Here is a 25,456-nt window from a genome sequence, read left to right as displayed (position 1 = left end):
TTGTTCCTATTGCTGCTCTTCAAATACTGGATAGGAAGTTGAGATCCGCTGTTCTATGCGAACTCTTCGCGGGTTTCTTTCAGATTTTCTTGGTTGGCGCGCCATCGGGTGATAAGCGTGGCCAGAGTGGAGACGGCAAGGTTGTACTGCTGAGCGGTCATCGGTCCCGTGTCGATCCGCTCCACGCGCCAGATGTTCTGTACAGATGATCGTGTGCGGTGAACCGGTGGCGTCATGGCGTCATCACCCTTGACGTGCGCTCCGCGGGGATGGCCGTCATGGTCAGGTGTCTGTCGGGGCATGGCGCCATGATCGGGAGTCACACCGCCCGTTTACAGTGCTCTGGCCGCGCGGGCCGGAAGTGACGTTTCTGGGGCACGGCGTGAGCGAGAACGAGAGGTGAGTTCTACGGCGGTCACGCCTCTACGTCGCCGCGACACCACGATGTGCGACATCGCCCGCCAGCCACGACGTCCTCTTGAGCGTCGCGGTTGTCCAGTAAGGCGGCAGTAATGGCGAGCGGTCATCTGTCTGCTGCATGTTGCCTAACACAGGTTCGCTCGATCGGGTGGCGAACCTGGCGGGCAACCCGTGGAAGCGGCCTTGTGCGGTAGCTTCTCGCCCCGGCTGTCACACGCCCTACGCTTCAGATGGCGTTCCTCTCGGTGTCGAAGTGGATGCTGTGTTCGTGGCAGATGTTCTTCAAGAGACGATCAAGGGCGTTGTCTCGTCAAATCCACTGCGCGTGACGATCTCGTGGGACCTGTTGACGCACGGCGGACTCACGACAAGGAAGCACCGGATACTGATGGATGAGCACTTAGGTGTACAGCTGGACTTGATCTCCGAGCGCGAACTTGCCCGTGGTGATGCGGATCGTGCTGACGTCGAGCATGTCGAAGCGGGCTGGTCTTACCTGTGGGAGGGCGCGCGCTCCGGCGGCCGCAACCTGTTCTCCAGTCAGGTAAGCCGGATCGGAGGCGCCGAAGGTGAACGTCGGCGTCTGGAGCTTATTGCGGTGGTGCGCGAGCTGCTTCATCACGCGGAGCGGAGGACGCAGGCTGGCGACGGCGCGGAACGGTGGGCATGACAATGTCGCGCAGCTCGGCGGACGTGCCAAGTGGCACTGCACTGGTCTTGCCGTTCGGCGTCACGGCTGGCCGAGGGGCCTCGGTGCCTTCGGGTCCTGGAGCGTCTGGATTGTCGGACCTGGCGGTGTCGCCGTTCGGGATGCCTCTTTCCTTGCTGTTTGGTGAAGTCCGAGTCGCGTGGCTGGGCAGGACATCTACCCACAATCGACAAGATCCGCGACAGTCGCTTATGCGGCAACTGGAACGCTGCCGCGGGGCGGTGCCGGCGGCGTGGGTGATCGTGTGCCACTTCTACGACGTCGAGTCCGGTCGCATGGAGCTCGATCAACGAGGTCATGGTGTCGGCTACGACAGGTTCGACATCCCGATCGCGCGCGATGGGGGTATCGCCGATCTTCTCGACGAGTCACAGCACTCCAGTCGGCGTTTTGATGTGGTGATCTGTGAGTCCACCGCACGTGTCGCTCGCCGGATGTACGAGGGCTTGTCAGTCGAGCGGACGCTGGACAAGGGCGGGGTGCCCTTGTTCGCATGGAACGAGCCGATCAAGCTCGACGGCGGCAGGGCACAGCTGGTGCTGCAACGCCGGATCAATCAGGCCGTAGCCGAGTACGAAGTGCTCAACACTCTGGAACAGTCCTGGGGCGGTCTGTGCACGCACGTCCGCGAGGGCTGGAACATCGGCAAACCGCTCTACGGCTACAAGGGCAAGACCTACCGTCACCCCAACCCGACTAAGGCGGAGAAGGGGATGACCAAGACCCGGCTGGAGCCGGACGATGCGCGGGCCGCGACAGTCACGCAGATCGCGACCTGGCGGTACTACGAAGGACTCGGTTACGGAGTTATCGCCGACCGGCTCAACGCAGATCTGGCCACCTACCCACCGCCGGAGCCTCCGAACAAGGCGCGTGCTCGCGGTTCGTGGAGCAAGTCCAGCGTCTGCGCTGTCCTGTCCAACCCGAAGTACACCGGCTACCAGGTGTTCAACCGCCGGGCGACGCGATCCAAGCAAGGAAAGAGCAACCCGCCCAGTCATTGGGTGTGGTCGAACGAACCCGCGCACGAGCCCCTCATCCCGAAATGGATGTTCGACGAGATCTCGGCATCCAGCAAGGCCAACCAGGGCTCACGCTCCGGATCCACGCTCTCCTCGCACCCGAAGGCCAAGCGCACGTATGCCCTGCGCGGCATGGTGTTCTGCAGCTGCGGTCGAAGGATGTACGGCAACCAGCGGCGTGAACTCGTCTACTACACCTGCTGGCCCCGCAACAACAACCGAGGACGGACCGGTCTGCACCCGCCAGGCATCGAAGCGGTGTACATCCGCGAAGAAGCGATCTTGAGCGCAACCGCGTCCCTGCTCGCCGCGCACCTTTTCAGCCCCGAGCTCGCCATGCTCTTGCACGCCGTTGGGGGCGACGGTGACCGGAACAACGCGCACGGAGCCGTCACAGAGCAGGAGCGGTGGCGACGTTGTCTGACAGCTCTGGAGCGCCAGCAACAGAACCTCATCCATCAGGCCCGCAACGGCATGCCCGATGATCCCTTCACGGCCGCGCTCCGCAGCAGCTACAACGACTTGGAGGCCCAGAAGACGACCGTATCCGCCGAGGTCGCCCGTTCCGAGGCCGCCGCTGGCCAACAATCCCTGCGAGACCAGGATGTCTCGGTGCTGGGCGAACGCCTGGCCGGGCTCGGCGACCATCTTGTACGCGCTCCGGCGCCCTTGCTGCACAGGCTGTTCGGCATCATTCAGCTCAACGTCCGGCTGCACGACTACAGCGATCGCGCGACCATCAGTATCCAGATACCGACCTTGACATGATCAATGATCCATATGCTGACCGGTAGCCGAGTCCACTATGCGGTTGTGGGCGCTCGTTGGCGTCGGGAATCTAGCTGTCCGCGCCTGGAAGTGTGAACAAGAGCCGATCCAGTTGCGGCACTGTGTCTTTGAGACGTCGCTTGAGATCCCTGTACCGCTCGCGCAGCACTTGGACATCGACCGCCCGAGGCAACGGCAACAACCGCTGCGATGACGGCAGCGCCGCCTCGAGTGTGGTCAGCCGTTCACGTGCGAGCACACGTGCCGCTTCCTGCTGGACGGGTGTTAGCCGGTCAATCGCCTCGTTGAGCCGGTTCCAGGCCGTCACTGTCACGAGGGCATAGGCTGCCCAGCCATCGTGGCCAGGTGGCTCTTCCGCCAGAGCCGCAGTGATCCGCCAGGCGAGAGTGATGTCTGGCTCCAGCGCTTGAGTGCGGGCGGTCATGGTCGCCGCGATCAGACGCTGAAAGGCAGCCTGCTGCCATTGTTCGATCCGGTCGCCTCCGCGGGCATGCCATACGTCTACGGCGGCGACGAAGCCGGCCATCGGTACAAGGTCGCGCACCGAGGGGCCGTCGCACTTGCTGCACAGCCGCCGTGGGCTCTCGAGCAGCACCAGCCACCACGGCACATGGTCGCCGAGAAGAATGGGACGCGATCGCACCACTGTGCACCCCGGTGAGTGCAGCATCTCGCCACTGGTGTCGGCCACGGCCACTCGCAGCCAGCCGAACAAGGGCGCGATGGTGCGCATGTCCTCGTCAACCCAGTCTGGCAAGGCAGGTACCGGAGGTAGTAGAAGCTCACCACCAGAGGCGGCGATGCCCTCGAGGATCGTGTTGACGAACGCCACTTCGTGTTCCCCGAGCAGGCCGCCGGGTTGAGGGATCTCAGCGCCCGCGTTGCGGTGCCGATCCATCGACGCGATACGAGCGACCTCGAGAAGCTCTGCCGACCGTGTGAAGACCGACGCGACAGTGCCTGGTGTTCCGGACCGTCGGCGTATGTCGGAAGCGAGTATGTCGCGCAGCACGGGGACCGGGAGATCCACCAGCAGCGGCCTCAGCTCATCGAGAGTCACGAACTCACCGAGTCCGCGTGCCTTGATGTAAGCCGTGGTGAGCGTGCCACGTTCCTCGGCTTCTGTGTCCGCTCTCGTGAGCTCGTCGTCGTACTCCTCGGGCAAGACACGCCCAGCATCAACGATCACGCGATCGGCACGGCTCTGCTCGAGTTCGTCGAACCACGATCGCTGCTTCGCGACCCGCGCTTTTAGTTCGGCACCGATGGAGGCGGCGCGCTCGGGCCATTCTTCCCATGGGCAGGCAATGTCGCGCGTGGCGACCTGTTGCTGCGCGTTGCGCTTGACCAGACGGGCTCCCCACGCGTTCTTGGGAGGCTTCGCGCCTGGATCCATCACCTGCACGGTCACCTTGCCGCGCCCGTCGACGGAGACCACGCGGACACGGGCCGCTACAGGCGCGGCGTCATACGGCTTGTACGTCGGATAGGCGTACTCGTTCCCTACAAGGAGGTCAGCTTGCTTCACGGTATGGCAGCGTCTCACGAGCCACCGACAGTTTGCCTCCGCATCGGTGGTGAAGTCCGCCCGCGAGTCGCTCTGGCCGATGACGTGTCCGCCGTTTGAACCGGGGGCTGGCCCGGCGGGTTGAACGGTCAGGCTGGGCGAGTCATCTAGTCGTAGGCTGAACGCTGTCGCAGTTCTGCGACAGCGTTCAGCCCATTCAAGGCGCACACCTCTACGCTTGTCACTCGGCGCTGTCGTCCAATTCGGACGGTGTCTCGTCCTCATCTTCGATTTCTTGCAGCAGCTCCACTGGCATGACGTACTGGGCCAGCTGCTTGGCGACCATCAACGGCCATGGCTGGGACACGGCGTAGTTGTAGTGGGGCGTCGCCCAGCGAAGGTCGTGGGCGAGGGCGGCCCAGTCCTCAGGGCTGTCGTCGGGCTGGATGGCCGCGACGGTGAGTTCGAGAGCGCGAGCGTTCCAGACCATCGCCTTGGTGCTGGCGTTGATCAGTTCTCCCTTCTTCCATCGGGAGACGACCATGGACGCGCTCTTGACGGCCTTGCTGGCGCTGACCGGCTTCTCGCCGGTGCTGAAGTAGATCCGGTCGTCGGCGGTCCAGTAGCCCGGGGCGTGGCCTTCTTCTTTGCTGTTGACCGCGTAGGAGTCGGGTACCTCGTCACGGTCAGTGGTGCGTACGCGGACGTGCCGCAGCCCTGGATACCGGGTGATGTCTTGGGGCTGCTGTCCGAACTTGACGGTGTCGATGCCCAGGTCGGGGTTGTTGAGGTGGGGCCAACCCCACCGCAGGTTCTGGGCGCAGGTGAGCAGCAGCAGTGACGGGTACTGGCGGGCGACGCTGCGCAGGACCCGTTCGAAGAACCGCGTGATCTCTTCAGGCGTGCGTTTCTGGTCGGTCAGCATGTGGTGCCGGCTGATCTCATGCTGAGCGCGGTGCAGAGGCATCCAGGCGACGTTGGGCGCACACGCCTGGATCGTCCGCCCGGTCGGGTCGATCAGGACGGCGACAGGAACCTGCCGGGTGATGCCTTCCCAGCCACGCTGGTTCTGACGGATGAGCCAGAACGCCAGATAGGCCGGTGCTTCGGTGATGCTGGTTCCTTCGTGCGTAACGGGAAGATCGGCGGTGCGGACACCGAGCTGCCGCAGCAGGTCGTACCAACTGTTGACCATCTTCTCCAGGCTGGAGTCTGAACCTGATCCCTCGTTCCCGTCCTCGGAGGGTTTGGGCTCAGGTGCCTCGGTCACGCACTGCGCCAGCCGGCCCGTGCGGGACAGACCGACCTTGATCGCGAACTTCGGGTCGGCCGCACGCTGCTTGCCCGCGTAGGACTTCTTCCCCTTGATCTCCACCAGCGAGATGGTCGGCGCTTCGGCGTCTCCGAGCGCTTCGCCGATCTTGTCCATTCGGCTGGTGACCGCGGCCTGCAGCCGGTCTTTGTTGTTGGTGATGGTCTCGTCGCCGGCCAGGCCACCGCCCCATTCTCCGACCGGCCTCACGGTGGCCAGGATGGTGAGTTCCTCGGTGACGATGATGTCGGGTTTCCCGGTGACGTGGTCGGTGTCCTCGGGTACCTCGATTCCGAGGAGCCGTGCCAGGGTCGCTCGGGCGTAGTTCTTGGTGTGTCCGGTGTCGTAGAAGATGTCGATACCGACGGTGCCGCCGACCGCGTCCGCGATCGCGGCCCGCAATTGGGCGGCGTCTGAGGCGGCGAACTTGGCCTCTTTGAGCTTTCCGGAGTCGAGGATGATCGTCGTGCCTCTGGGCATGGGCTCGACCGGTACGAGGTGCTCGGCGAGGGTGTCGGTGACCCAGTCGACCAGCGGGACCTTGTCGGCCAGCGAGGTACCGGGTGCGACGGGATGGTCGAAGGAGTACATGCCGTTGCGGAAGACCAACGCCGCCGCGTCGGCGGCGTCGAGGCGTGCGGCGGGTGTCTTCTTGAGCTGCTCGGGGTCCGGGAGTCGCTCGTCGAGGCCGAGTTCCCGCAGGATCCGCCCGATTTTGCCCCCTGCCCAGCGGGCGGAGTACTCGAATCCCATGTCTGTGTCAGGTGCGGGCTTTTTCCACGACTCGATTGCCGCGATGAGGAAGCTGCGGGAGTGGACCAGGCCGGGCAGCCACGGCAGAGAGGGCAGCATGTAGACGTTATGGTCGCGGTTGAAGCTGAGCGTGGAGTCCTTGTGCGCCCACCGGCGCGTACCGATGGACAGATGTACCAACGGTTCGGTGCTAAAGGCCCGGCTCTGCGCGGTGATGTTGATCAAGTAGGACAGTGGCCGGTTGGGCATCTGGTGCGGGGGCCAGTTCATCACGGACGCACCCTGAGGCGCCGGGCACCGGCGGAACTCCGAGACTGCTTGCACGACCACCGGATCCTCGCCGTCCTGCGTGCCGGGCTTCGGGTTCTCAGGCTGGAGGTGTTGGTGGCGCAGTCCCGGGATGCTCAGTTCGGCTGCGATGACGTGCGGAAGCAGCCTGTAGAGCTCGTCGGAGCGCAGCTCGTCGTCACCGGAACCTGTGGTGAGCCTGGCGAAGTCGAGATCCAGCGGCTCCCAGGCGAGATCGAGGTGGTGCAGCCGGCTCAGGATCGTCTCGGCCTTCGCGGGGTCGCCGGACACGGCGCGGACCCAGGCGGCGATGATGGCGAACAGCGACTCGGTGTCGACCTCGATGTCGCTGTAGATCCACGGTGCTTGTTCGCCGATCGTCGCTCGCGTGGCGACGGTGATGACGTCGGGCACCAACGCCCGGATCACGTCGTTGAGCAGCACGATGGGGACCGAGCGGATCTCGCTGCCGTCCCTGCGGGCCCTGGACAGGGTGGTGAGCGGCTTCTTCCAGTGCTCGGGAAAGCGCAGCAGGTACAGCCGACGCTCCCACGGCCTGTCTGCGCGCAGCCGGAAGGCGGCCAGCTGCTGCTGCTGGAACTTGGACTTAGGGGGCATGGATCACAGTCCTTCGAGCTGGGCGAGAGCCTCGTACAGGCAGCCATAGAGGGCGTCGACGAGGTAGGTGTCGGGGTCGGTGCTGTCGGGGGCGAAGTACGGGGCGAGGACATCGCGCAGCCCGATAAGCAGGCTCAGCGAGGCGTCGTCGCTGGCGTTCTCCGAGCGGCGTGCGGCGCTGGGAGCGAAGGCGGCGTCGCAGAAGTACACCTCCGCCGGGACACCACCGCGGACCAGCCGGCCGATGACCTGCCAGATGGTGACCAGCTGCGTCCAGGCCAGCGCTTCGCGTTCGCGCACAGGGAGGTTGCTGTAGGCGAGTTTGAGGTTGAGCAGCCACCGCCACTGGCGGTGACCAGCGGAGCGGAACGCGGCGGCGCACCGGCCGAGCGAGGCCCGGTCCGGTCCTTCCACGGCGGGGAAGCCGGTGCGGATCTGGTGGGTGGCCCAGCGGTTGACTCGTTGAATGACGTAGCTGAGGTCGTCGGGCCGGGGATGTGGCCGGACAAGGAAGTAGGCCGCGCCGATCGCGGCTTGGCTGTCGTCGTTGAGGATGTTGTGACCACGCTCGACGGCCAGCAGCGGCGCGACCAGGATCCAGGCCTGTGTCCGCGCGAGGGTGTGCACGTCGCCGCGGCGCAGGCTGTTGGCGCCGTCCCACGAGTCGGTGAACTCCTCGTCGTCGGCGACCAGGTGCAAGATCTGGTCCTGCCAGCTGCTGCGCAGGGTGGCCAGGTGCTGTGCGACCAGGCGGGCTTCGGCGTAGCTGCCGACCAAGAGCAGCAGGCGCTGCCGGTTGGGCGGCAGGGAGTCACGGTGTTGTTCGAGGATGCTTTTGCCGGGGCCGGGATCGGCCAGTTCGGCGACCATCTGCCGCAGCGCGAGTTCGCGTTGCTCGCCGAACTTGCCCGAGACCTTGATCGGGGCGCTGTGGTCACCCGCGAACAGGGGGAAGAACTCGAAGCGGCTGCCGCGAACGGCGGCCAGCTCCTTCTTCGGCGGGGTGAGGATCGCGGTGACCGGGATGTCGATGTGGTAGCGCGCCGAGGTTCCGGCCCAGCTGGTGCCTGACAGCAGCAGCACGTTGGGTCCTCGGTCGGAGTCGGTGCGGAACAGGTCGTGCAGGTGCAGCAGCACCCATCGGCCGATGCCGCTGCAGCGGAAGAATCGCAGCCGTCCCATCTTCGCGCGGCCGCGACGCCGGTCGGTGTCGTCATCGAGGTACTGGAAGCCCAGGACGTTGCCCATTGGAGAGTCCGGGACAACCGGCTGGTAGTCGCCGGGGGCGCGGTGGAACAACGCCGAGCTGGTGCCCTCCAGACCCAGTTCCATCTCGATGGCGCGGAACATGTCCATCGCGTGATCGAGCGACTTGGCCAGGACGGCGACCGCGAGCGTGAACTCCAGCCGCACGGCCTGACGCTCGAGGTCGTCGATGACGAGGGCCAGTCCCTCGTTGCCGAGGTCTTTGACCGTGGTTTCGAGCCAGTCGGTGACCCGGCGCATCCGGATGGATTCGTTGGCGTCGCGCAGGATCTGCGCGGTCAGCGTGACCATGCGCTGGGTGAGTGCGTCGGGGGAGTCCGTCGTCCCCAGCGGGTCGTCGACCAGACCGTCGAACGCGCGCCGCAGTCGTTGATAGACCGGGTCGCTCTCCCAGCCCTCGACCGGATGATGGCTGTTGCTCTTGGCCGGTCCGAAGCCGGCCCAGGACTGAGCGAGCTGCTGGGACAGGGTCCACTCGGTGAAGTAGGCCTTGTCCAGCCACCGGCGCGACAGCGCGGGCTGGGGGCGTGCGCCATCGCGAGACAGCGCCGAGTAGACGATGTCCACGGCGATGTTGGCGTTGTCCAGGTTCACCAGCCAATGCCGCACCAGCGGCTCGTGCATCGGCTCGCGCCCGGCTTGGCGGATGGTCTTCTTGGTGCGGTCGATCACCTCGTCCAGCCAGGCGTCGTAGTCCTCGCCGATGAGCTGCTGCTCGGGGCTGAACACCGAGTCCAGCTGGGCCTGCACCTGGTCGGCCTCGTCCACGATGATCAGGTCACTGCGCCGCCAGGCAAGTTCCAGGTAACGCAGCCGTTCGTCGTTGAGCTGCCGGGGCACCGGCGTGTGGATCAGGCTGGCAGTCGTGGCGACCCACACTGTGGCGCCGACGAGATCGCGGGAAGGCTCGTGGCGCTGGCAGCCGTGCCACGCCGGGCACGACCGGACACCAGGCTTGCCGTCCGCAGCCCCGTCGCTGTCGTCGGGCAACAAGCCCAGGCACGGCGCGTGCCGGACTTCCCACGGCGTTGCGGCGTGATCACGCAGCCCGTCGAGGGAACAGGCGGTACTGGTCAGGTCGAACATGCGGTCCGCGGTCGGGGCGATGCGGCCGTCGCGAGGACTGGTCAGCCGGTGCAGCCGGGTCAGGTGCTGCACCCGGTTGGACTGTCCCAGCACCGGAGCCGCGCGGACACCGAGGGCCTGCAGGTGCACCGTCTTGCGCAGCACCGAGGTGACATTGTCGGCCACCACGCACACCCGCTTGTCGTGCAGGTGACACCACAGGATGAGGGCCTCGACCAACGTGCTCTTGCCTGCCCCAACCATGCCGATCATGTGCATGATCCCGGCGATGGTGAGCCTGGTGGAAGCAGAGAAGGTGTTGTCGGCCTGGCGGACCTCCAGGGTCACCCGCTCCAGTCGCTCCACCCAGTTCGATCGCGACTCCTCCGGCCAGCCGAGCTCCTTCTCACGGGCGTCGCCCCACCGGGCGGCATCGGTGAGGTCCGACCACTCGATCTCGATCGCGTCGCGGTCCCGCCGCGCCACCACGTCATGCCCGTGCCCTGCCGGCTGGGCGGGGAACCAGTCCGGGATCGTCACGCTTGACCCGCCCTGGGCCTGGTTGAAGTACCGTCCCGGCCCCGCGACGGTGGTCGTGCCTGTGGCATCGGCCGGCGGATGGGTCAGCACGTCCTCGTAGTAGTCGAACCGGTCGGACAACACTGACGGGGAGCGGCGCCGTGACGAGCCGCGTGTCAGGTCCAGCTCGTAGCCGCGGATCGTCTCGGGGAATCCGACGTACTCCTGCAGCGCGGCACGCCAGTCGTCGCGATCTTTGAACCACAGCACCAGGTGCCGGGCGACACCGATCATGGTCTCGTGCTCGGCGGGCAGAGAGTCCTGGCCTGCCAGCAGGAACGGGTAGCCGCCGAGCAGCGCCCACGCGTCGTCAACAGAATGTTCCGGCGCGACATGTTCGGCCAGACACAGGACCAGTTCGATGTCGACCAGCCGTAGCACGCCTCTGGATGCCTCGGGCGCGTCCCATTCACGTTTCAGGGCCTTGCCGACGTCCTTCTTCCACGTCCTGCTGTCCCTCACACCTGCCCCTTCCGGGCCTCACGGACCACGCGGTCGATGTAGGTCTTCTCGGAGACCACCTCGACGCGGGACTGTCCCTTCAACCAGGCGCAGTGATTGCGCAGCGCCCGCAGGTACTCCGGGCGACCGGTCGTCTGCTCCTTCGCGATCACGATGAACCCCCGTTCCGCGTCACGCGGCACCAGAAACGGGCGCTCGGTCAGCCGCCAGGCCAGCCGAACCGGGTTCGTCCAGGACTTCACGTCCGCCGCCCACGGCACCTGCACCGGAAACACGTCACACGCGTCGAAGTCAGGCCACAACCGGACCGTCAATCCCGCGCGTTCCAGCGCCTTGGCGATCCGCAGCTCCGCCCGGCCGGGACCTGAGACGAACATCCGCAGCTCCCGGCTCAGCCAGACCACCCCTTCCGAGGCCGGCAGCCGCTTTCTGACCGTGTCCGGCGCGGGGCAGTCCCACTCGTGACATCGCCGAACACCCTCGCTGTCCACGATCCACAGGTGTCCGCAACCCCCACACACCACTGCCTCGCCATGGACCAACGCCTCGGCCGGAGCTGGGCGATAGGCGCCGCGCAGATGCTGGGCCACCAACGCGAACCCCGGTTTCGCCATGGTCAGCATCAGGTCGCGTTCGGACATCGCCGGCCGCTCCACCAGCAGCCGGCGAAACCTCACGTAGGCATCCCGGTCGTCGTGGGCCTTGCAGACGTCCAGCACACCATGGATGAGCAGCCGTTCCCGGATCTCTCCCTCGACGTCACCGCTGATCACCGCCCACTCCAGGCACGCCTTGCTCGGCTTGCCTCCCACCAGCAGCACCTCATCGCCGTTCATCCCCTCGACCGACGGGCGGAACGGCCACCGCGAGAAAGGTTGGTGCGCCCAGGCAGCCAGGTCCATCACGCTGCGCGGCACCTCGACCCCGGCGACCATGCCCATAGCGCTCAGCCGGTCCAACCCGCGCTGCAGCGCCACGGGGTAGGGCACCGGGAACGTGCCCCGCCGCTCCAGCTTCTGCGACAGCGCGACCAGCCCGCTGGCCACCATGCCGACAACCACCGTGTCCCACTCTGAGGGCCAGGGCGGCGAACCCCCCAACCCGCTGGAGGATGAGGTCGCCCCCATGCTCAGAGACGCCTGCTCCGTCATGCGCGGCAACATAGACCGCAGCACCGACAAAAAAGCTGCCTCTTGCTGTCAGCGACCACAAACAGACCGCGACGTTCACTCGATCGGGTGGTCGCATGACTTCGTGTGGTCATGCGATCCGTCGCCCTTGGGGTGACGCCTCCTCGCGTGTCACCCGAAAGGCGACTGGTCGCCCGCCGTTGTGCTCGGTCGAGACGGCGCTCACGTGCGTGCTGAGTGATCACAGTTCGAGCATCGAGGCGCTTGGTGTGCTGCGGGGCGAGCGGCTGGTGCTCACCACTGCGTTGCTGAGCGTGCTGAGGATGAGATCTGTTGAACAGGAGTGGTGGAGAGGCCGAGGCGACACCGAACGCCTCGCGTGGGCGGGCTGATCGCGAGTGGGCACAGGTCTGATGACTGGACAACTTGCTCGCGCTCCGGAAGTGGTGCAGTCAGCAGATCATCCTCGTGCACATACAGTACGGACCTACCAGGTCCACGTCAGATGCGTCCTACGGCATCCGGCAAGCGAGGAAGTGTCAACACATGCCTCTTGAGGTCATCCAGGGTGAGAGCCGTAACCGCCAAGCGGCACAGGCGCTCGCGACGCAACTACGTGCGGTTGTGGACGAGGGAACCGTCTACCTCGGCTACCCGGTACTTGCAACTTCGGATGAACGCGTCGAGGTCGATGCCCTGCTGGTGAGCCGTGAACGCGGGCTGGTCGCCTTCCTGTTCGCGCCACAAGTCCCGACCACGGAAGAGCAGTGGTCGGTCGTTACCGAAAGTCAGGACCGCCTCTACGCGGTCCTTGAGAGCTATCTGGGGCGCCACGACGGCCTCAGGCGCGGCCGGCGACTCGCCGTTGTGCCCAGCACTGCCACTGTGTTTCCCGCGCCTGTCCACGAACAGCCCGTCGGAGTCGAGGGCTTTTACGGTGGCATTGAGGATCTTCGGGCATGGGTCGAGACCCTGCAGCCGATCGAACCTCCGATCGAGCGGCGGCTGCACGCAGCTCTGCAGCGCGTCACGACGATCAAACCAGCGAAGAAGCGTTCCTCGGTCACGAACGCGTCGTCCCGAGGGGCGAAGCTCAAGGAGATCGAGAAAGGTATCGCGAACCTCGATCGCTGGCAAAAGATGGCGGCAATCGAGAGCCCCGAAGGTCCCCAGCGAATCCGCGGTCTCGCCGGTTCAGGAAAGACCGTTGTTCTTGCCCTCAAGGCTGCCTACTGGCACACACAAAAACCGGATTGGCGAATCGCGGTCACGTTTCATTCGCGAGCACTGTATCAACAGATTGATGACCTGGTCACTCGCTTCACCTTCGAACACAACAATGACAAGCCGGACGCAAGCCGCCTTCGAATACTGCATTCTTGGGGCTCGCGGAACCGTCAAGGTGTCTACAGTCTTATCGCGCAAGCGCTAGGTGAGACTCCCCGCGACTGGGTATACGCGCGAGGAAAATATGGCATGGACGATGCTTTTCAAGGTGTCTGTCAGGAACTTCTAGCTGTAGCAAAGTCTCGACAAGTCGAGCCGATCTTCGATGCGGTCCTGATCGACGAGGCCCAGGATCTCCCGCCGGAGTTCTTTCAGTTGGTGTACATGTTCACCAAGCCTCCCAAACGTATTGTCTGGGGCTACGACGAACTGCAGAAGCTGTCAGAGTCGGCTATGCCGGACACCGACGAGCTGTTCGGCACCGGCCCCAACGGCGAGAGTCTCATCAGTCTCGCGTCTGGGCCTGACGGCCCTCGGCGCGACATAGTCCTTCCGGTCTGTTATAGGAACACCCCCTGGGCACTCGCGACAGCCCACGCGCTTGGCATTGGGGTGTACCGCGAAAGTGGATTGCTTCAACACCCGGATGATCCCACGCTCTGGCGTGACATTGGCTACAACGTCGTTCACGGCGAACTTCGCGAAGGGTCGCCGGTCACCCTTGAACGATCGCGTGAGAGCTATCCTGAGTACTTCACTCAACAGCTTAACTCCGACGATGCCGTTGTTATGCAGTCCTTCTCTGACGAGCCTACTCAGGATTCCTGGGTTGCATCCCAAATCAAGGCGAACCTGACCACGGACGAGCTGGAGCCCGACGACATCTTGATTGTCTTGCCCGACTCATATCGCGCGAAGAGTCGAGCTCCGCGCCTGATGCGAGAACTGCAGCGCAACGGGATCGCTTCGCATTTGGTTGGGGTCAACACCAGCGCTGATAAGATCTTCAAGGAAGGGTCAGTGGCTATAGCGCACATCTTCCGAGCTAAAGGTAACGAAGCTCCGATGGTGTACGCACTCGACACTCAACACGCCGCGAGCGACTTTAACGCGGTCACTCGACGAAATACGCTATTTACTGCCATTACGCGTAGTCGTGCCTGGGTGCGGGTTACCGGGTGGGGTGACAAAATGCAGGCGATCCTTCAGGAAACCTCAGCCGTTGCTGATCATGGATTCCAGCTCGCCTTCACGATCCCGACTGTGGAAGAGCTTCGGACTTTGCGGCACATCCATCGCGACAGGTCAGACGTCGACGAGGCCGCGGTAAGAAAAGCAACGGAAGGGCTGTCTGCGTTCCTTGAGGCGATTGATAAGGGGGAGATGGACTTCTATGACCTCCCGCCTGCTCTTCGGACAAAGTTGGTGACGAGCCTGCAGACTGATGGTTCCGATGACGACGACTAGACTTGTTCGCGATGACGTCAAGAATGTCTTGGACTACCTCATGGAGGCGGAGTTAGCGCTATATGCTAACGAAGTTTCACTCAACTCTACCCGGGTCTCGTGGCACGCTCATGATCCAACGGCGGCCTTCATTACCACCCGCAAGCATCCTGACATAGGACAGTATCTCGCATGGCTGGCTGCAGGGATTTATTCTGCAGTGTTGCTCGATGGAAGCCTAATTCAGATAACCTATGACGTTCAGGGCGGCAAGATCGTAGGTCATCGGCTGGCCTATATTCCGTGTCCGTATATTGTCGACCCAGCGTTCCTGGAAGAGGGGGAGGCCATCGCCGATGTGGTCGAAATGTATAGGGATTCTGAAGACGGCAATATCGCCTTGCGGTCACCTGTCCGATTCGACTTCGACCCGAAGGCGGCGAGGTCCGGTCATCCAGCAGCACACTTGACAATCAACTCCATCGACTGCCGTGTCGCGTGTGTTGCTCCTCTGGGCGTGCACCGATTCATCGACTTTGTGTTTCGGCACTTCTACCCGCAGTTGAGAACCGCGCATCTTCCCTTCTTTGAAGAGGCTGCGAAACGGCCGTCTGGAGAGAGTGTCCTCCTTGACGAGGACCGGAAGATGCCGCATATCATGTGGGACCTTCATTCCATGTCTACCGCTTAGATTGGACTCAGGTAGGTTTACGGTTGCCGTTGAAGTGCATGGCGATGTCGCCGAAACGCGACGCCGCCGCACGTCCTTGTAGCCGAAGTTGGCCGTTACTCGCCAACCGTTGACCGTGTCACTTCTCCCCTCGATCCGCATTCATGATGTCCGCTACATCGTCGACGTAGGCCCGAGCGAGCGCGGCGTGCTCGGCGAGAACGCGGGCCGTCTTGCGAGCCAGAGGCAACACGGAGTGTTGTCCATCCGTCTCGATCTCCGCTTCGATCGCTATGGACAGACTGACCGTGCCACCCGCTGTCAGGTGGCGGACGAGTTCGTCGTGGAGCCGCTGACTCGTTTGCTGCGTCGGCCCGGGATTGCGGTAGTTGCCGACGCGGCGCCGGAGGTTGTCGGTCTCACCGATATAGATCCGAGGCCTGCCCGCCGAGTTCGCGAAGGTCAAGCGATAGATCGCGGCGACACTAGGTAAGCGCGGGAACACCAGCTTGTCGTCGGATAGTCCAACCTTGCCGGCGACACGCAGGCACAACGCACGCGCACGTCTAGGGCGGGAGTGCCGTCGTCGATGGGTAGCTCGATCCCCGTAGCCTCCGGTTGACTCTCACGTGCTGCATTCCGCGGAGCGCCATGTCGAACGAACCGCACGCGACGGTGCTCAAGGGAGACGAAATCGACCCGCCAGCCGGCGTGGCGCCACGCGACCTGCTGGGACATCAGGCTGTTGGCCCACCACGCCCGGTGCTCGTATGCCGACGCCGGCAGACCACCGACGAGGTCAGCGATCTCGGCAAACGACAGCTCAACACCCTGTCGGCTATCGGCCACGGCAGCGAGGTGTCCCATCAGAGGTGAGTACTTGCCGACCAATCGTGCTCCCATCGGTGCGATCACGACCTGGATGCTTGGCAGTATCCCCAGCAAGACTGACGAAAGCGCGCACAGAGCGCACCGAACATCGGACAGCAGGCAAGGCGTGCCAGCACCTGCGGACTGGAGGTACCTGGACCTTGCGTCATCGACAACGGCCGGGCGGCAGGGAGCGAGGGAACCAGCCCTGTGCACAGCCGAGTCGGCCGGTTCTGGCCGCCGAACGCCGGGTTGTGAGCAGCACCGCCGAACGCGGGGTTCGACCGGCCGCGCTCGGCGACCTGCGTGAGCCAGCCGCTGATGGCCGCGGCCCAGTCGGTGACCTGCGCCTCCTGGTGCGAGAGCCGAAGGTGGCCAGACGTGTCGCCACCGGACGAGAACCCGCCGCGGCGCCGGTCGGCCTCCAGGACCACGTGCAGCTCGTTCGCGTTGGCCACGAAGGTCAGCTCGACCTGGTTCACCCTGCCTGCGAACTGGGCCGGCGGGAAGAACTCGAGCTTCTGGTAGAAGCCCAGCTCGTGCGGTACACCGGGCAGGCGCCCGGCCTCGACGTCGGCGCTGCGGAACGAGAATCCGAGCTGCCCGAACGCGTCCAGCACCTTGTTCTGCGAGGGCAGTGGAGCGACCAGGACCGCGTCGAGGTCGCCCTTGTCGGGTGCGCCCGCGTCGATCAGCTCGGTGCGTACGCCCACGCTCATCCCTGGCAGGGCCGCGCCGCCGACCGCGGTGATCGGCGTCTCCCACGGCACCGTCAGCTGGAACGGGACCGAGACCAGCTGACCCGCCGGCACCCGCAGCCCTTGCTGCACGACGACCCGGAAGAACTCCGCGACGTTGCCGTGCTCGTCGTCGCCGCCGAAGCCGCCGAAACCGCCGCGCTCGACCTCGACCTGGGTGACCAGCGACAGCACGACCTGGCCGATCTCGGCGTCCGAGCTGCCGCCCTGGATGCGGACCTGCCCGGTGATCGGCTGACCGGGCACGGCGTGCGGCGAGTCGAGCACTGTGTCGACGGACGGGCCACCGATGCCGAAGGCGCTCAGCATTCGACTGAACATGCGAAAGTCTCCTCTTTGGACGGATGAAATCAGTGCCGTGTCTCAATGTTGTGGGTTCTTGGCGTTGGTCCCAGCTGCCGGGCGTCCGAAACAACCCGCAAGGGAATCGTCATCCATCACAAGATCATGTTCGTGAGCGGCTACTCGACGTCACCACCGACTACGGGATAGAGCCGCTCGTGTTTGACGGACCCGGAACGGCGCATGGCACCGCAGGGAATCTCACCGAGAAGAGCCGGATGATAGAAGGTGGCAGTGTCTCAGACGGTGCAAGGCGTCATTGGGTTACCCGGTTGGGCCCGATTTTCCTAAACCCGCGGCGCAGCGGATCACGACTCCGGCAGGATGATCGGCTGTCGGTACACGTGTCGTGGAGGTCGGAGGGCCTGTTGTCATCGCACCCAGCGGAAGACGCCATCCGGAGCTTCTGGGAAGCCCATGAGGCTCGGCTGAGCACGCCTTGGACTGACAGCGGAGTGCGGATCGGCCGGCGCGAGCAAGCTATCGTCGATGCCATCGTCGAGGAGCTGGTGCTTCGCGGTTTGGACCGAGCGTCGATCCATCGCGACCAGCCACTACCTCTCCCGGGTTCTTACCATGAGTCTCGCAGGCCGTGGGATCTCGTCGTCATTGACGAGGGGGTGCCCGTCGCCGCAGTCGAGGTCACGACCGATACCGGGCCGTCAATCAACAACCTGCAAAACAGGATGAATGACATCCTCGCCCAAACCGCCAACGTTTCGCGGGGTTACGATCAACAATCGGTGCAAGCGCTCAAACCTGCACTCGGACAGGTGTTCCTGCTCGAAGAACGCGCCGCGACGACCACGCCGTTACGTCAACGACCTAATCCACTTGACGTGTCCGAATCGGCTGGCCCGCCGAAGTCACACGAAGGCCGGCTGCTGGACTTCCTTCAACGCCTCGTTCGCGACGGGATGTACGACGCCATCTGCTACCTTGTTTCTCACGCCCCGCCGACCGTAACTGTTCGCGAACCTGACCCAGGGATGGGCTTTTCCGCTTTCGCGCAAACGCTGGTCGACCGGATCACGAAGGTGCGTGAGGCGAGGTACCAGCGCAACCTCAGCGCGGCCGAGTTGGGCCGCTTGCTCGCCGAGCGCAACGTCAGCCCGACCGAGTTGGGTCGCACGCTCGCCGGGCTCGCCGACGTGGGCGGTGTGGTCTCGGGCATCACCTCGACCGATGCGGGACGCCTGGCGGTGGATGTCGATGTCATCCGCCGACGCCGCGAGGCGGTCGCGGAACTGCGTGAACTAGTGCTGAACCCAGCGACCACCGAAGCCGAGATCCAGAAGATGATCGGCCGGAGGTACTGGATATTTGGTGGTCACTACACGGGCGTATTTGATCGCCGTAACACCGTCCCGCTCGACCAACACGACATCCCACTAGTCTGCGCCGATCGCAGTATTCACATCGTCGAGCTCAAACGACCAGGGCATCAGCTCGTCAAGCCGCATCGCAATCACTTGATCGTCTCCAACGAAGTTCACGAGGCGGTAGGGCAATGTATGAACTACATCCGCGCGCTCGACGAGCTGGGCGCCGGTCTTGAGACTCTTCACCGCAACGAACTCGGTGTGGTCTACGACTACCGTCGTGTGAAAGGCACGGTGGTCATCGGGCATCCGGCGCTATGTGCGACCGACTCAGCGACCCGTGAACAGATCGAGCAGACGATCCGTTCCTACAATGCACACCTGAGCCGTGTGCAGGTCCTCACGTTCGCGGAGCTGGTTGACAGCGCCGAACGAGCGCTGCAGTTTGAGGCCGAGGAGCACTGACGTCGCATGCCGCTCAACTACTGTGTGAGCGCGGCATCGAACGGGGGCGCTCGCGTTCGGTGAGCCACGGGAAGAGCTGGCGTTTGGTCGAGGATGACGACTTCGGAGGCAACTCGAACCTCCGCCAGCGAGCCCTTCACACTGATCGTGCTGGAGCGGAACTGGAGCAGTGCCGGTAGTTGAACGTCATCCAACGGTACTCAACGGCGCTGAACGGCGGCTAGTTGCGTTGGAGTTGTTGGGGTTCTAGTGTTTGTGCTGGTAGGAGTCCTTTGTGGACCAAACTGGCAGTGTGAGGGTCAGGGGTTCGAGTCCCCTCAGCTCCACAATTCAACATAGCATGCGAATCGCCCGCTGACCTGCAAATATGAGGTTGGCGGGCGATCTTGCTTTTCTGTCTCAAGTGGACAGTGATGTCGCCGACTGGGGCAAAGCCGTCTGGCAGACGACCGCGCCACGCCCGCCACAGGTGGACACCGTTCGTTTGCGGGCCAGCGTTTGGCGCGGGCCAGTGCCGGCTGTCGTGTCGATGGGTGTCGGACTGTGCTCGCCGACCGCCCGTTTGGTGCCGTTGACACGTGGCGACCTGCCGTTCGGCGAGTACGAGCAGTCCGGTGCCGGCAGGGCAGGCGGGCCGGAGGTCCGCGACGCCTGCACCCGGTCCAACGCCGTCGTCATCGCTCCATGAACGCGGTCCGTCCATACTGGACGGAGCAGGCCGGCTCGCGTTCAGTGAACGGTGGACCGCGAAGCTCGAGCCGCCGCGACGCGGTCTGCGATGTGGTCTATGACCACGTTGACCGCGCGGCGGTACGGGGTGGCGTCTTGCCGCACCTGGGACAGAAGCATGCCGCCTTGGATCGCGGCCAGCAGCGCGACCGCGAGCGCCGAAACGTCCTCGTCGGCTCCAAGGTCGCCGCGCTCGCGCATGCGCGCGAGCCCGGATTCGATCGCGGCCTGCCAGGCGGCGAATCCCGTGGCCAGGCCGAGGCGGGCTGAGGGGTCGATGTCCGACAGTTCGCTTGCGAGCGAGCCGATCTCACACCCTCCGGCGCAGTTCACCGCGTCCAGGCGGACGGCGGCGCGTTCGCACCATTCACGTAGTGCGTCGACGCTGTCGAGGTGGTCGAGCAGGGGCCGCTGTTGTTCGAGCTTCACGGTGTTCTGGTACTCGATCACCGCCGCGGTGAGGCCCTTCTTGTCTCCGAAGTAGTGGTAGATCTGCGAGGCGCTCACCTGAGCGCGGCGCTGCACGTCGGGGATGGTCGTGCCGGCGACACCCTGCTTGAACATCAGCTCGGCGGCGGCCTGCAGGATGCGGTCCCGCGTGCGCCGACCGCCCTCGGTACTCGCTGCCTTGACCTGGGGTTCGGCGCCGCGTGTCTCCATGGAGCGAGCCTACCGAGATTGGAATTGACTTTCCAATCTGGCGGTGCCTACGGTTGGAGTGTTCATTCCAAGATCATTTCAGCGCACCCGAAAGGTGAGGCATGCCCCTCGATCCCCAGATCCGGACCGTGCTCGACGGCTTGGCGGCGACCCCCGCGGCCAACACCCTCACTGTGGCGGAGAACCGCGCCGCCGGCCTTGCGTTCGCCTCGTTCGCCTGTGACGTAGTCCCGGTGCGCGAGGTCCGCGACATGACCTTCCGCAACGGCGACCACGACGTCGCGATCCGCATCTGCACGCCCGAGACGATTCCGGCAGGCTCGCCGGCTCCGGTGACGCTGTTCTTCCACGGCGGCGGCTGGGTGTTCGGCGACCTCGACACCCAGGACCACTTCGCCAGGGTCGTCGCGACGCGGTCGAGGACCATCGTCGTCTCCGTCGACTACCGGCTCGCGCCGGAGCACCGGTTCCCGGCGGCTGTCGAAGACGCCTATGCGGCGCTGCGCTGGGTCGAGCAGAACGCCGGCACCTTCGGCGGCGATCCGAAGCGCATCGCGCTCTTCGGAGAGAGCGCGGGAGGCAACCTCGCCGCCGTCACCGCGCAGGAAGCGAGGCGACGCGGTGGACCCACCGTCACCTTCCAGGCCCTCGCTTATCCGGCAACCGACCGCTTCGACGACAGCGCATCGATGTACGACCACGCCGCCGGCCCCCTGCTGACGTGGCCTTGGCTCGAGTGGTTCTGGGGTGCCTACCTGAACACCCCCGACGAGGGCGCTGACCCCCGCGTCTCTCCGCTGCGCGCGGGAGACTTCGCCGGACTCCCGGCAGCGCTCATCGTCACTGCCGAGCTCGACCCACTACGCGACCAGGGCATCCGGTACGCGGACGTCCTCCATCAGGCCGGGGTGCCGGTGACGCACCGGCTGGTCGAGGGAGTGCCCCACGCATTCCTGTCCTTCACCCGCGACGTCCAGGTCTCGCGTGAAGTGCTGAACGAGATCGGCGACGCCATCGGCGCGGCCTTCGCGTGACGGCCGGCCATCCAACGGTGAGCCGACCTGCGGACGTCCTTCCCGGCCGGCTCGCCGCTTGACATAGTTTGTATTACAAACCACACTGGGTTTAGTTGGTAATACACACCATCGTCAAGCGTTCGGAAGGTCGCCATGCGAAAGAGCACCGGAGTCGCACTGGCCGCAGCCGTGGCCCTGCTGGGTTCGACGGTCGGTTCATCCCTGGCGCAAGCCGACAACGGGAACCCCGCACCCGCGAGAACGGTCGCCGCCAGTGGCATCCCGGCACTGGTCGACGCGGCTGCAGATCTCGCCGCCAAGACGCCAGGTCCGGAGGAGGACTGGGCCGACTCGATCTACTTCACCAGCCGGGTGAACTCCGGGGGGCACGACATAGGCCTGCTGGTGCACACCGTGCGCATCCCGAAGGGGCCGGGCAACCTGCTGCTGTTCTCCGTCCACGACGCGACCACCGGCTGGTACAAGAGTCACGCCACCAGGGTCGACGCGGGGGACTACGACTGGAGCACGACGGGCCTCGACATCACGGCGCCCGGTCTCAGGTGGACCGGCAACGCGCAGCGGATGTCCGTCTCCCTCGACGTGCCGTGGGGCTCCCTCGACGTGGTGCTCCAGGCACGCGGACCGGCCCTGAACTACGGCGGTACCGGGGCGTTCTCGCTGTTCGGTCAGACCAACTACGAGTTCGCCCTGCCCGACATGCGGACCACCGGCTCTCTCACCATCGACGGGCAGACCCGGCCGTTCACCGGCCAGTCCTGGCTGGACCGCCAGTGGGGACCGACCGACGGGGCGCCGGGCAACCACTGGAGCTGGATGAACCTCAACCTGCCCAACGGTGATGCGGTGGCCGTCTGGGACGCCGTCCGGGCTGACGGTGAGACGCACACCTGGGCAACGGTTCTGCGCAAGGACGGCTCCTACGAGGTGGCGTCCGTCGTGCCACTCGCCGACGACGCCGGCGAGTACTGGACCAGTCCTGCGACCGGACAGAGGTACCCGACCCGGTGGATCGTCAGCATCCCGGCGCTGAAGACCCGTCTCACGGTGCAGGTCACCGGCAGTCCGGGGCAGGAGATCATCCTCGGCGGCAACGGACGCCTGGAGGCCACCGCCGTGTTCGAAGGCACCTACCGTGGAGCCAAGGTCACCGGTAAGAACTTCGTCGAGATGTTCGGAGACTGGCACTCCTGATCTCCCTCGCTCGAGGATGCGGACGTCCTTCCGGGTCATGGCTGTGCCGACCTGCATCGGTTCGGAGCGCGACCTGTCGCTCACGCAGTTGCGACTGCTGGGTCCTGCGTGACGGCAGGCCGCGCATGTCCGATCGGGCGGCGTTCCTCGGGCGGACTGGTGGGACGGGGTGAGTCGCCCAGCGTGTTCCTCATCGCGCGCGACGCGGGCACTCGCAGTCGGAGGCGGTGCCTCGATGCCGTCAGGTTCGGAAACCTATTCGGAGAACATTGTGAACGAGCGCATCTTGTCGAAGCGCTTGGCTGCGAGATCCTCGAAGCTGATCAGGAAGCAACCGTAGTGAAAATCGCTTTGGGTGTAGAACTGGGCGAGTGGCACCCATTCCTGAACCAACCGGTGCTCCTCCTCCTGGATCAGAGGGAAATTCCACGTCTCCGGGTTGCCGAGGCCCGCTTCAGGCCGGTCCTCGAGATTTGTAGTCGCCATCTGGTGCCACGGGCCGTCGCTGCCGCCTATCTCCCTGCAGTGCCCACCCATGCGAAGTGTTGACAGTCGGCGGCCAGGCCCCGGCCAGAGACTGTCAACGGTTTCACGCAGTTGGTAGAAGTGCTTCAAACTGTCGAACAGCTGATTCACGTAATCCGGCTGGAATCCCATGTCGACCTCGTCAGTTTCATACATCCATTCTGGTAGATCCGCCTCGACCCACGCGGCAAGCTCGCGCTCGGGAAGGAGGAGCGGCATGCCGTCGACATCCGTCCCCTCGAGGCTGGACGGCAATGGCGCCACTGCCGTCTCCGTGCCTGCCGGTACGTACAGGGCTCGCGCGTACTCCGGCTGCTCGTCACGGCTGAAAGGAGCCAGCGTGTCTTCCTCGTGCTCCAGGAACAGGAGCAGTGAGCCGTCCGTCGGCAGCGGAAGCCCTTCGGCCCGCGGAAGGGCCGCGCAGTCTACGGAGGCGATGAACCGCAACGCGTACCCGTCGCCGTCAGTCGGCCACTCCGTGCCCACCGGCAACCGAGGCAGGCCGCCCTTCTGCCCGACGATCTCCTCGCCGGAGACCCGGCCGCTCAGCCAGACCGCGAATCGGAGCTGACCCGCGAACCCGTCGATCTCATCGCTCGGAATACCTTGGTTGATTGCCGCCTGATGGAATTGCTGGTAACGGTCCATGGTCGAATTGTTGCACATCAATGAGAGCGCTCTCTTATGAAATCCGTATTGAGATCGGTTTCCTGCTCTACGGCAGGGGTGAATCGCCTGTCTTCCCAACGGTGAGGACGTGCTGACCTTTGCGACGGAGGGAGGAACTATTTGGCGTTCGCCAGCCTCCGCGCCGGGGAAGGTCCCTACGAGACCGGTGTCAACTCGCTCATTTACTGCGAGAACGGGGAGTGGATCGTCGACGAGACGCTGCCCACCTTCGTCGCCAAGCCCCGCACTCGTCGAGCTTCCCGGTTTCACCTACACCACCTACCGGCCGCGTCACGGGCGTAGCACCCGCCCGCGCGGCGCGGACCGCAGGTCCAGGAACGTGCTCATGAAGTGCGGACCGAAGTGACCTTTGTGGACAGTCGTCTGAACGTTCAGGCCGAAGACATCACCAAGATGCTGCTCAACGAGCTGCTCGGTACCATTGGACTGGCTCTGACGCCCGCGACATCAGCGCGGTGCTCGTCAACGGTGAACCGCGCAAAGGGGACCGGCGAGGTCCTCGGCGTTGATCTACCCGCCCTGCGCGCCGAGTGCGCGCCTCACGTGATCACATGCTGAACGCGACCACTGCCGTCCCGGCCGAGACTGAGACGAGGAATCGCCATGAGCGACAACGCCACTGTGAGCCCGCGTCGCGAGGACGCCGTCCTGCGGGAGATCCGCGAACCCCAGGGCCGGCCGCTGCTGCTGACCGGCGGCACCGTCATCACGGCGAATCCACTCATCGGTGACTTCCAGGAGGCCGACGTCCTCATCGGCGGCCCGGTGATCGTGGGAGTGGGCCCAGGACTGCTGACCGCCGCGGGCGACGACAACATGATCGTCATCGACTGCGCGGGCACCGTCGTTCTCCCGGACGCGACCGATTTCTCCGAACCGCGCAAGAGCCGGACCCTGACTCCGGGCGAAGCCGCCGACATCGCCGTTCTCCGCCTCGCCGACGCCCCCGGCACTCCCGCCGGCGCGACACCCGCCCGCGGCGGCCACCTCGACGTCCTGATCACCGACGGACAGGTCCGCGTCTGGAACGGCCGGCCACTGGACGACACCTCTCCCGTCACGCACGAGGAACCTCCCCACGACCCGGCACATCCCTACGTGGGCATGTGGGTCAACGAGAACAACTTCGTCCGCCAGGAACTGCTGCCCGACGGCCGCTACGACGAAGCACGCGGCGATCGCGCAAGCGCCTACCAGGGCCGCTACTGGATCAACGGCACCCGGATCGACTACCTGGACGACCTCGGATTCTGGGCGTTCGGCGAGTTCGAGAACGGCACCCTGCATCACGCCGGCTACCGCTTCACCAGGGCCGACTGAGCACGGTGGCTCCATGCGGACGGGACAGTCGAAAACTTGTCGACCTTCACCCGGACGACCATCTCGCCGGGCACGCCGTTGCGGTCGGCGTACTCGTCGGCCGCGGCGTGGCCGGTGATCGTCACGGAGTCGAACGGCGGGCTGTCGTCGTCGAAGCGGAGCGCTACCCGCCTTCTGGAGGTTTCGCGTATCCCATGTGGCTCTTTCAGCTACGACGGAGGTAGCGGCACCCGGCGACGGATGTTGACGTCAGTCGCAGACTGCAGGGCGATGTGGTGGTA

The 25,456-nt window shown here is 64.9% G+C and carries 21 protein-coding genes and 1 tRNA gene; 11 read left to right on the top strand and 11 right to left on the bottom strand.

Going from position 1 to position 25,456, the window contains the following annotated elements; all coding sequences use genetic code 11:
* Window positions 1-53 precede the first annotated feature (53 nt).
* Window positions 54-185, bottom strand: a complete 132-nt coding sequence (locus ACRSBM_RS34270) for a hypothetical protein (protein ID WP_434450085.1) — start codon at window positions 183-185, stop codon at window positions 54-56.
* A 488-nt stretch (window positions 186-673) separates the two neighbouring features.
* Here ACRSBM_RS34270 and ACRSBM_RS34265 point away from each other — a divergent pair, with 488 nt between their 5' ends.
* Window positions 674-1,090 carry a hypothetical protein gene (locus ACRSBM_RS34265; protein WP_434450083.1) on the top strand — a complete coding sequence of 139 codons (417 nt, stop codon included), beginning with the start codon at window positions 674-676 and terminating at the stop codon, window positions 1,088-1,090.
* Window positions 1,091-1,320: 230 nt separating this feature from the next.
* Window positions 1,321-2,919 (top strand): recombinase family protein, encoded by a 1,599-nt coding sequence (locus tag ACRSBM_RS34260; RefSeq protein ID WP_434450081.1) that lies wholly within the window; start codon window positions 1,321-1,323, stop codon window positions 2,917-2,919.
* 70 nt (window positions 2,920-2,989) lie between these two features.
* On the opposite strand, the gene ACRSBM_RS34255 is transcribed toward ACRSBM_RS34260, so the two are convergent.
* From ACRSBM_RS34255 to ACRSBM_RS34240, 4 genes are all read right to left on the bottom strand, one after another.
* Window positions 2,990-4,468, bottom strand: coding sequence for a hypothetical protein (locus tag ACRSBM_RS34255; protein ID WP_434450079.1), 1,479 nt, complete (start codon window positions 4,466-4,468; stop codon window positions 2,990-2,992).
* A 220-nt stretch (window positions 4,469-4,688) separates the two neighbouring features.
* Window positions 4,689-7,418: an RNaseH domain-containing protein gene (locus tag ACRSBM_RS34250; protein WP_434450077.1), complete on the bottom strand. Its 2,730-nt coding sequence runs from the start codon at window positions 7,416-7,418 to the stop codon at window positions 4,689-4,691.
* Between the two features lie 3 nt (window positions 7,419-7,421).
* Entirely contained in the window at window positions 7,422-10,790 is a 3,369-nt protein-coding gene (locus ACRSBM_RS34245) for a hypothetical protein (protein WP_434450076.1), read from the bottom strand.
* Complete coding sequence (locus ACRSBM_RS34240; protein ID WP_434450074.1) at window positions 10,787-11,851, bottom strand: hypothetical protein; 1,065 nt, start codon at window positions 11,849-11,851, stop codon at window positions 10,787-10,789. Before ACRSBM_RS34240 ends, ACRSBM_RS34245 begins: the two co-directional genes overlap by 4 nt.
* Before the next feature lie 615 nt (window positions 11,852-12,466).
* On the opposite strand from ACRSBM_RS34240, the gene ACRSBM_RS34235 reads away from it, so the two are divergent.
* Together ACRSBM_RS34235 and ACRSBM_RS34230 are read left to right on the top strand one after the other, a co-directional pair.
* Window positions 12,467-14,614, top strand: a complete 2,148-nt coding sequence (locus ACRSBM_RS34235; RefSeq protein WP_434450072.1) for a DEAD/DEAH box helicase — start codon at window positions 12,467-12,469, stop codon at window positions 14,612-14,614.
* Window positions 14,592-15,284 (top strand): DUF2290 domain-containing protein, encoded by a 693-nt coding sequence (locus tag ACRSBM_RS34230; protein WP_434450070.1) that lies wholly within the window; start codon window positions 14,592-14,594, stop codon window positions 15,282-15,284. The genes ACRSBM_RS34235 and ACRSBM_RS34230 overlap by 23 nt, the downstream gene beginning before the upstream one ends.
* A gap of 118 nt (window positions 15,285-15,402) precedes the next feature.
* Here the strand turns inward: ACRSBM_RS34230 and ACRSBM_RS34225 are convergent, their stop codons facing one another.
* From ACRSBM_RS34225 to ACRSBM_RS34215, 3 genes are read right to left on the bottom strand one after another with little or no spacing between them, the layout of a single operon-like run.
* Entirely contained in the window at window positions 15,403-15,816 is a 414-nt protein-coding gene (locus tag ACRSBM_RS34225; protein ID WP_434453547.1) for a GIY-YIG nuclease family protein, read from the bottom strand.
* Window positions 15,726-16,130, bottom strand: coding sequence for a DUF7662 domain-containing protein (locus ACRSBM_RS34220; RefSeq protein WP_434453340.1), 405 nt, complete (start codon window positions 16,128-16,130; stop codon window positions 15,726-15,728). The genes ACRSBM_RS34225 and ACRSBM_RS34220 overlap by 91 nt, the downstream gene beginning before the upstream one ends.
* A 44-nt stretch (window positions 16,131-16,174) precedes the next feature.
* Window positions 16,175-17,212: a sporulation protein gene (locus ACRSBM_RS34215; RefSeq protein ID WP_434450069.1), complete on the bottom strand. Its 1,038-nt coding sequence runs from the start codon at window positions 17,210-17,212 to the stop codon at window positions 16,175-16,177.
* Window positions 17,213-17,688: 476 nt separating this feature from the next.
* On the opposite strand from ACRSBM_RS34215, the gene ACRSBM_RS34210 reads away from it, so the two are divergent.
* From ACRSBM_RS34210 to ACRSBM_RS34200, 3 genes are all read left to right on the top strand, one after another.
* Window positions 17,689-19,020 (top strand): Shedu anti-phage system protein SduA domain-containing protein, encoded by a 1,332-nt coding sequence (locus tag ACRSBM_RS34210; RefSeq protein WP_434450067.1) that lies wholly within the window; start codon window positions 17,689-17,691, stop codon window positions 19,018-19,020.
* Window positions 19,021-19,251: 231 nt separating this feature from the next.
* Window positions 19,252-19,346 (top strand) — tRNA-OTHER (locus ACRSBM_RS34205).
* A gap of 239 nt (window positions 19,347-19,585) precedes the next feature.
* Entirely contained in the window at window positions 19,586-19,708 is a 123-nt protein-coding gene (locus ACRSBM_RS34200) for a hypothetical protein (RefSeq protein ID WP_434450065.1), read from the top strand.
* Between the two features lie 41 nt (window positions 19,709-19,749).
* On the opposite strand, the gene ACRSBM_RS34195 is transcribed toward ACRSBM_RS34200, so the two are convergent.
* Window positions 19,750-20,409, bottom strand: coding sequence for a TetR/AcrR family transcriptional regulator (locus ACRSBM_RS34195; protein WP_434450063.1), 660 nt, complete (start codon window positions 20,407-20,409; stop codon window positions 19,750-19,752).
* 101 nt (window positions 20,410-20,510) lie between these two features.
* On the opposite strand from ACRSBM_RS34195, the gene ACRSBM_RS34190 reads away from it, so the two are divergent.
* Window positions 20,511-21,443, top strand: coding sequence for an alpha/beta hydrolase (locus ACRSBM_RS34190; RefSeq protein WP_434450061.1), 933 nt, complete (start codon window positions 20,511-20,513; stop codon window positions 21,441-21,443).
* Window positions 21,444-21,578: 135 nt separating this feature from the next.
* Window positions 21,579-22,640 carry a lipocalin family protein gene (locus ACRSBM_RS34185; RefSeq protein ID WP_434450059.1) on the top strand — a complete coding sequence of 354 codons (1,062 nt, stop codon included), beginning with the start codon at window positions 21,579-21,581 and terminating at the stop codon, window positions 22,638-22,640.
* 255 nt (window positions 22,641-22,895) lie between these two features.
* On the opposite strand, the gene ACRSBM_RS34180 is transcribed toward ACRSBM_RS34185, so the two are convergent.
* On the bottom strand, window positions 22,896-23,813 hold the full coding sequence (locus ACRSBM_RS34180; RefSeq protein WP_434450058.1) for a DUF1963 domain-containing protein: 918 nt from the start codon (window positions 23,811-23,813) through the stop codon (window positions 22,896-22,898).
* 372 nt (window positions 23,814-24,185) lie between these two features.
* On the opposite strand from ACRSBM_RS34180, the gene ACRSBM_RS34175 reads away from it, so the two are divergent.
* Both ACRSBM_RS34175 and ACRSBM_RS34170 read left to right on the top strand, forming a co-directional pair.
* The gene (locus ACRSBM_RS34175; RefSeq protein WP_434450056.1) at window positions 24,186-24,413 is read left to right on the top strand and encodes a hypothetical protein; all 228 of its coding nucleotides are present in this window, start codon (window positions 24,186-24,188) and stop codon (window positions 24,411-24,413) included.
* Window positions 24,414-24,458: 45 nt separating this feature from the next.
* On the top strand, window positions 24,459-25,175 hold the full coding sequence (locus ACRSBM_RS34170) for an Atu4866 domain-containing protein (protein WP_434450054.1): 717 nt from the start codon (window positions 24,459-24,461) through the stop codon (window positions 25,173-25,175).
* Here the strand turns inward: ACRSBM_RS34170 and ACRSBM_RS34165 are convergent.
* The gene (locus tag ACRSBM_RS34165) at window positions 25,151-25,300 is read right to left on the bottom strand and encodes a hypothetical protein (RefSeq protein WP_434450053.1); all 150 of its coding nucleotides are present in this window, start codon (window positions 25,298-25,300) and stop codon (window positions 25,151-25,153) included. The two genes, ACRSBM_RS34170 and ACRSBM_RS34165, sit on opposite strands and share 25 nt — an antisense overlap.
* Window positions 25,301-25,456: the final 156 nt, after the last annotated feature.

The sequence above is a fragment of the Lentzea xerophila genome, from assembly GCF_051094245.1.
Taxonomy (GTDB): domain Bacteria; phylum Actinomycetota; class Actinomycetes; order Mycobacteriales; family Pseudonocardiaceae; genus Lentzea; species Lentzea xerophila.
Note: the sequence above shows the minus strand (reverse complement) of the source record. Positions and strands in the feature narration are given on the sequence as shown.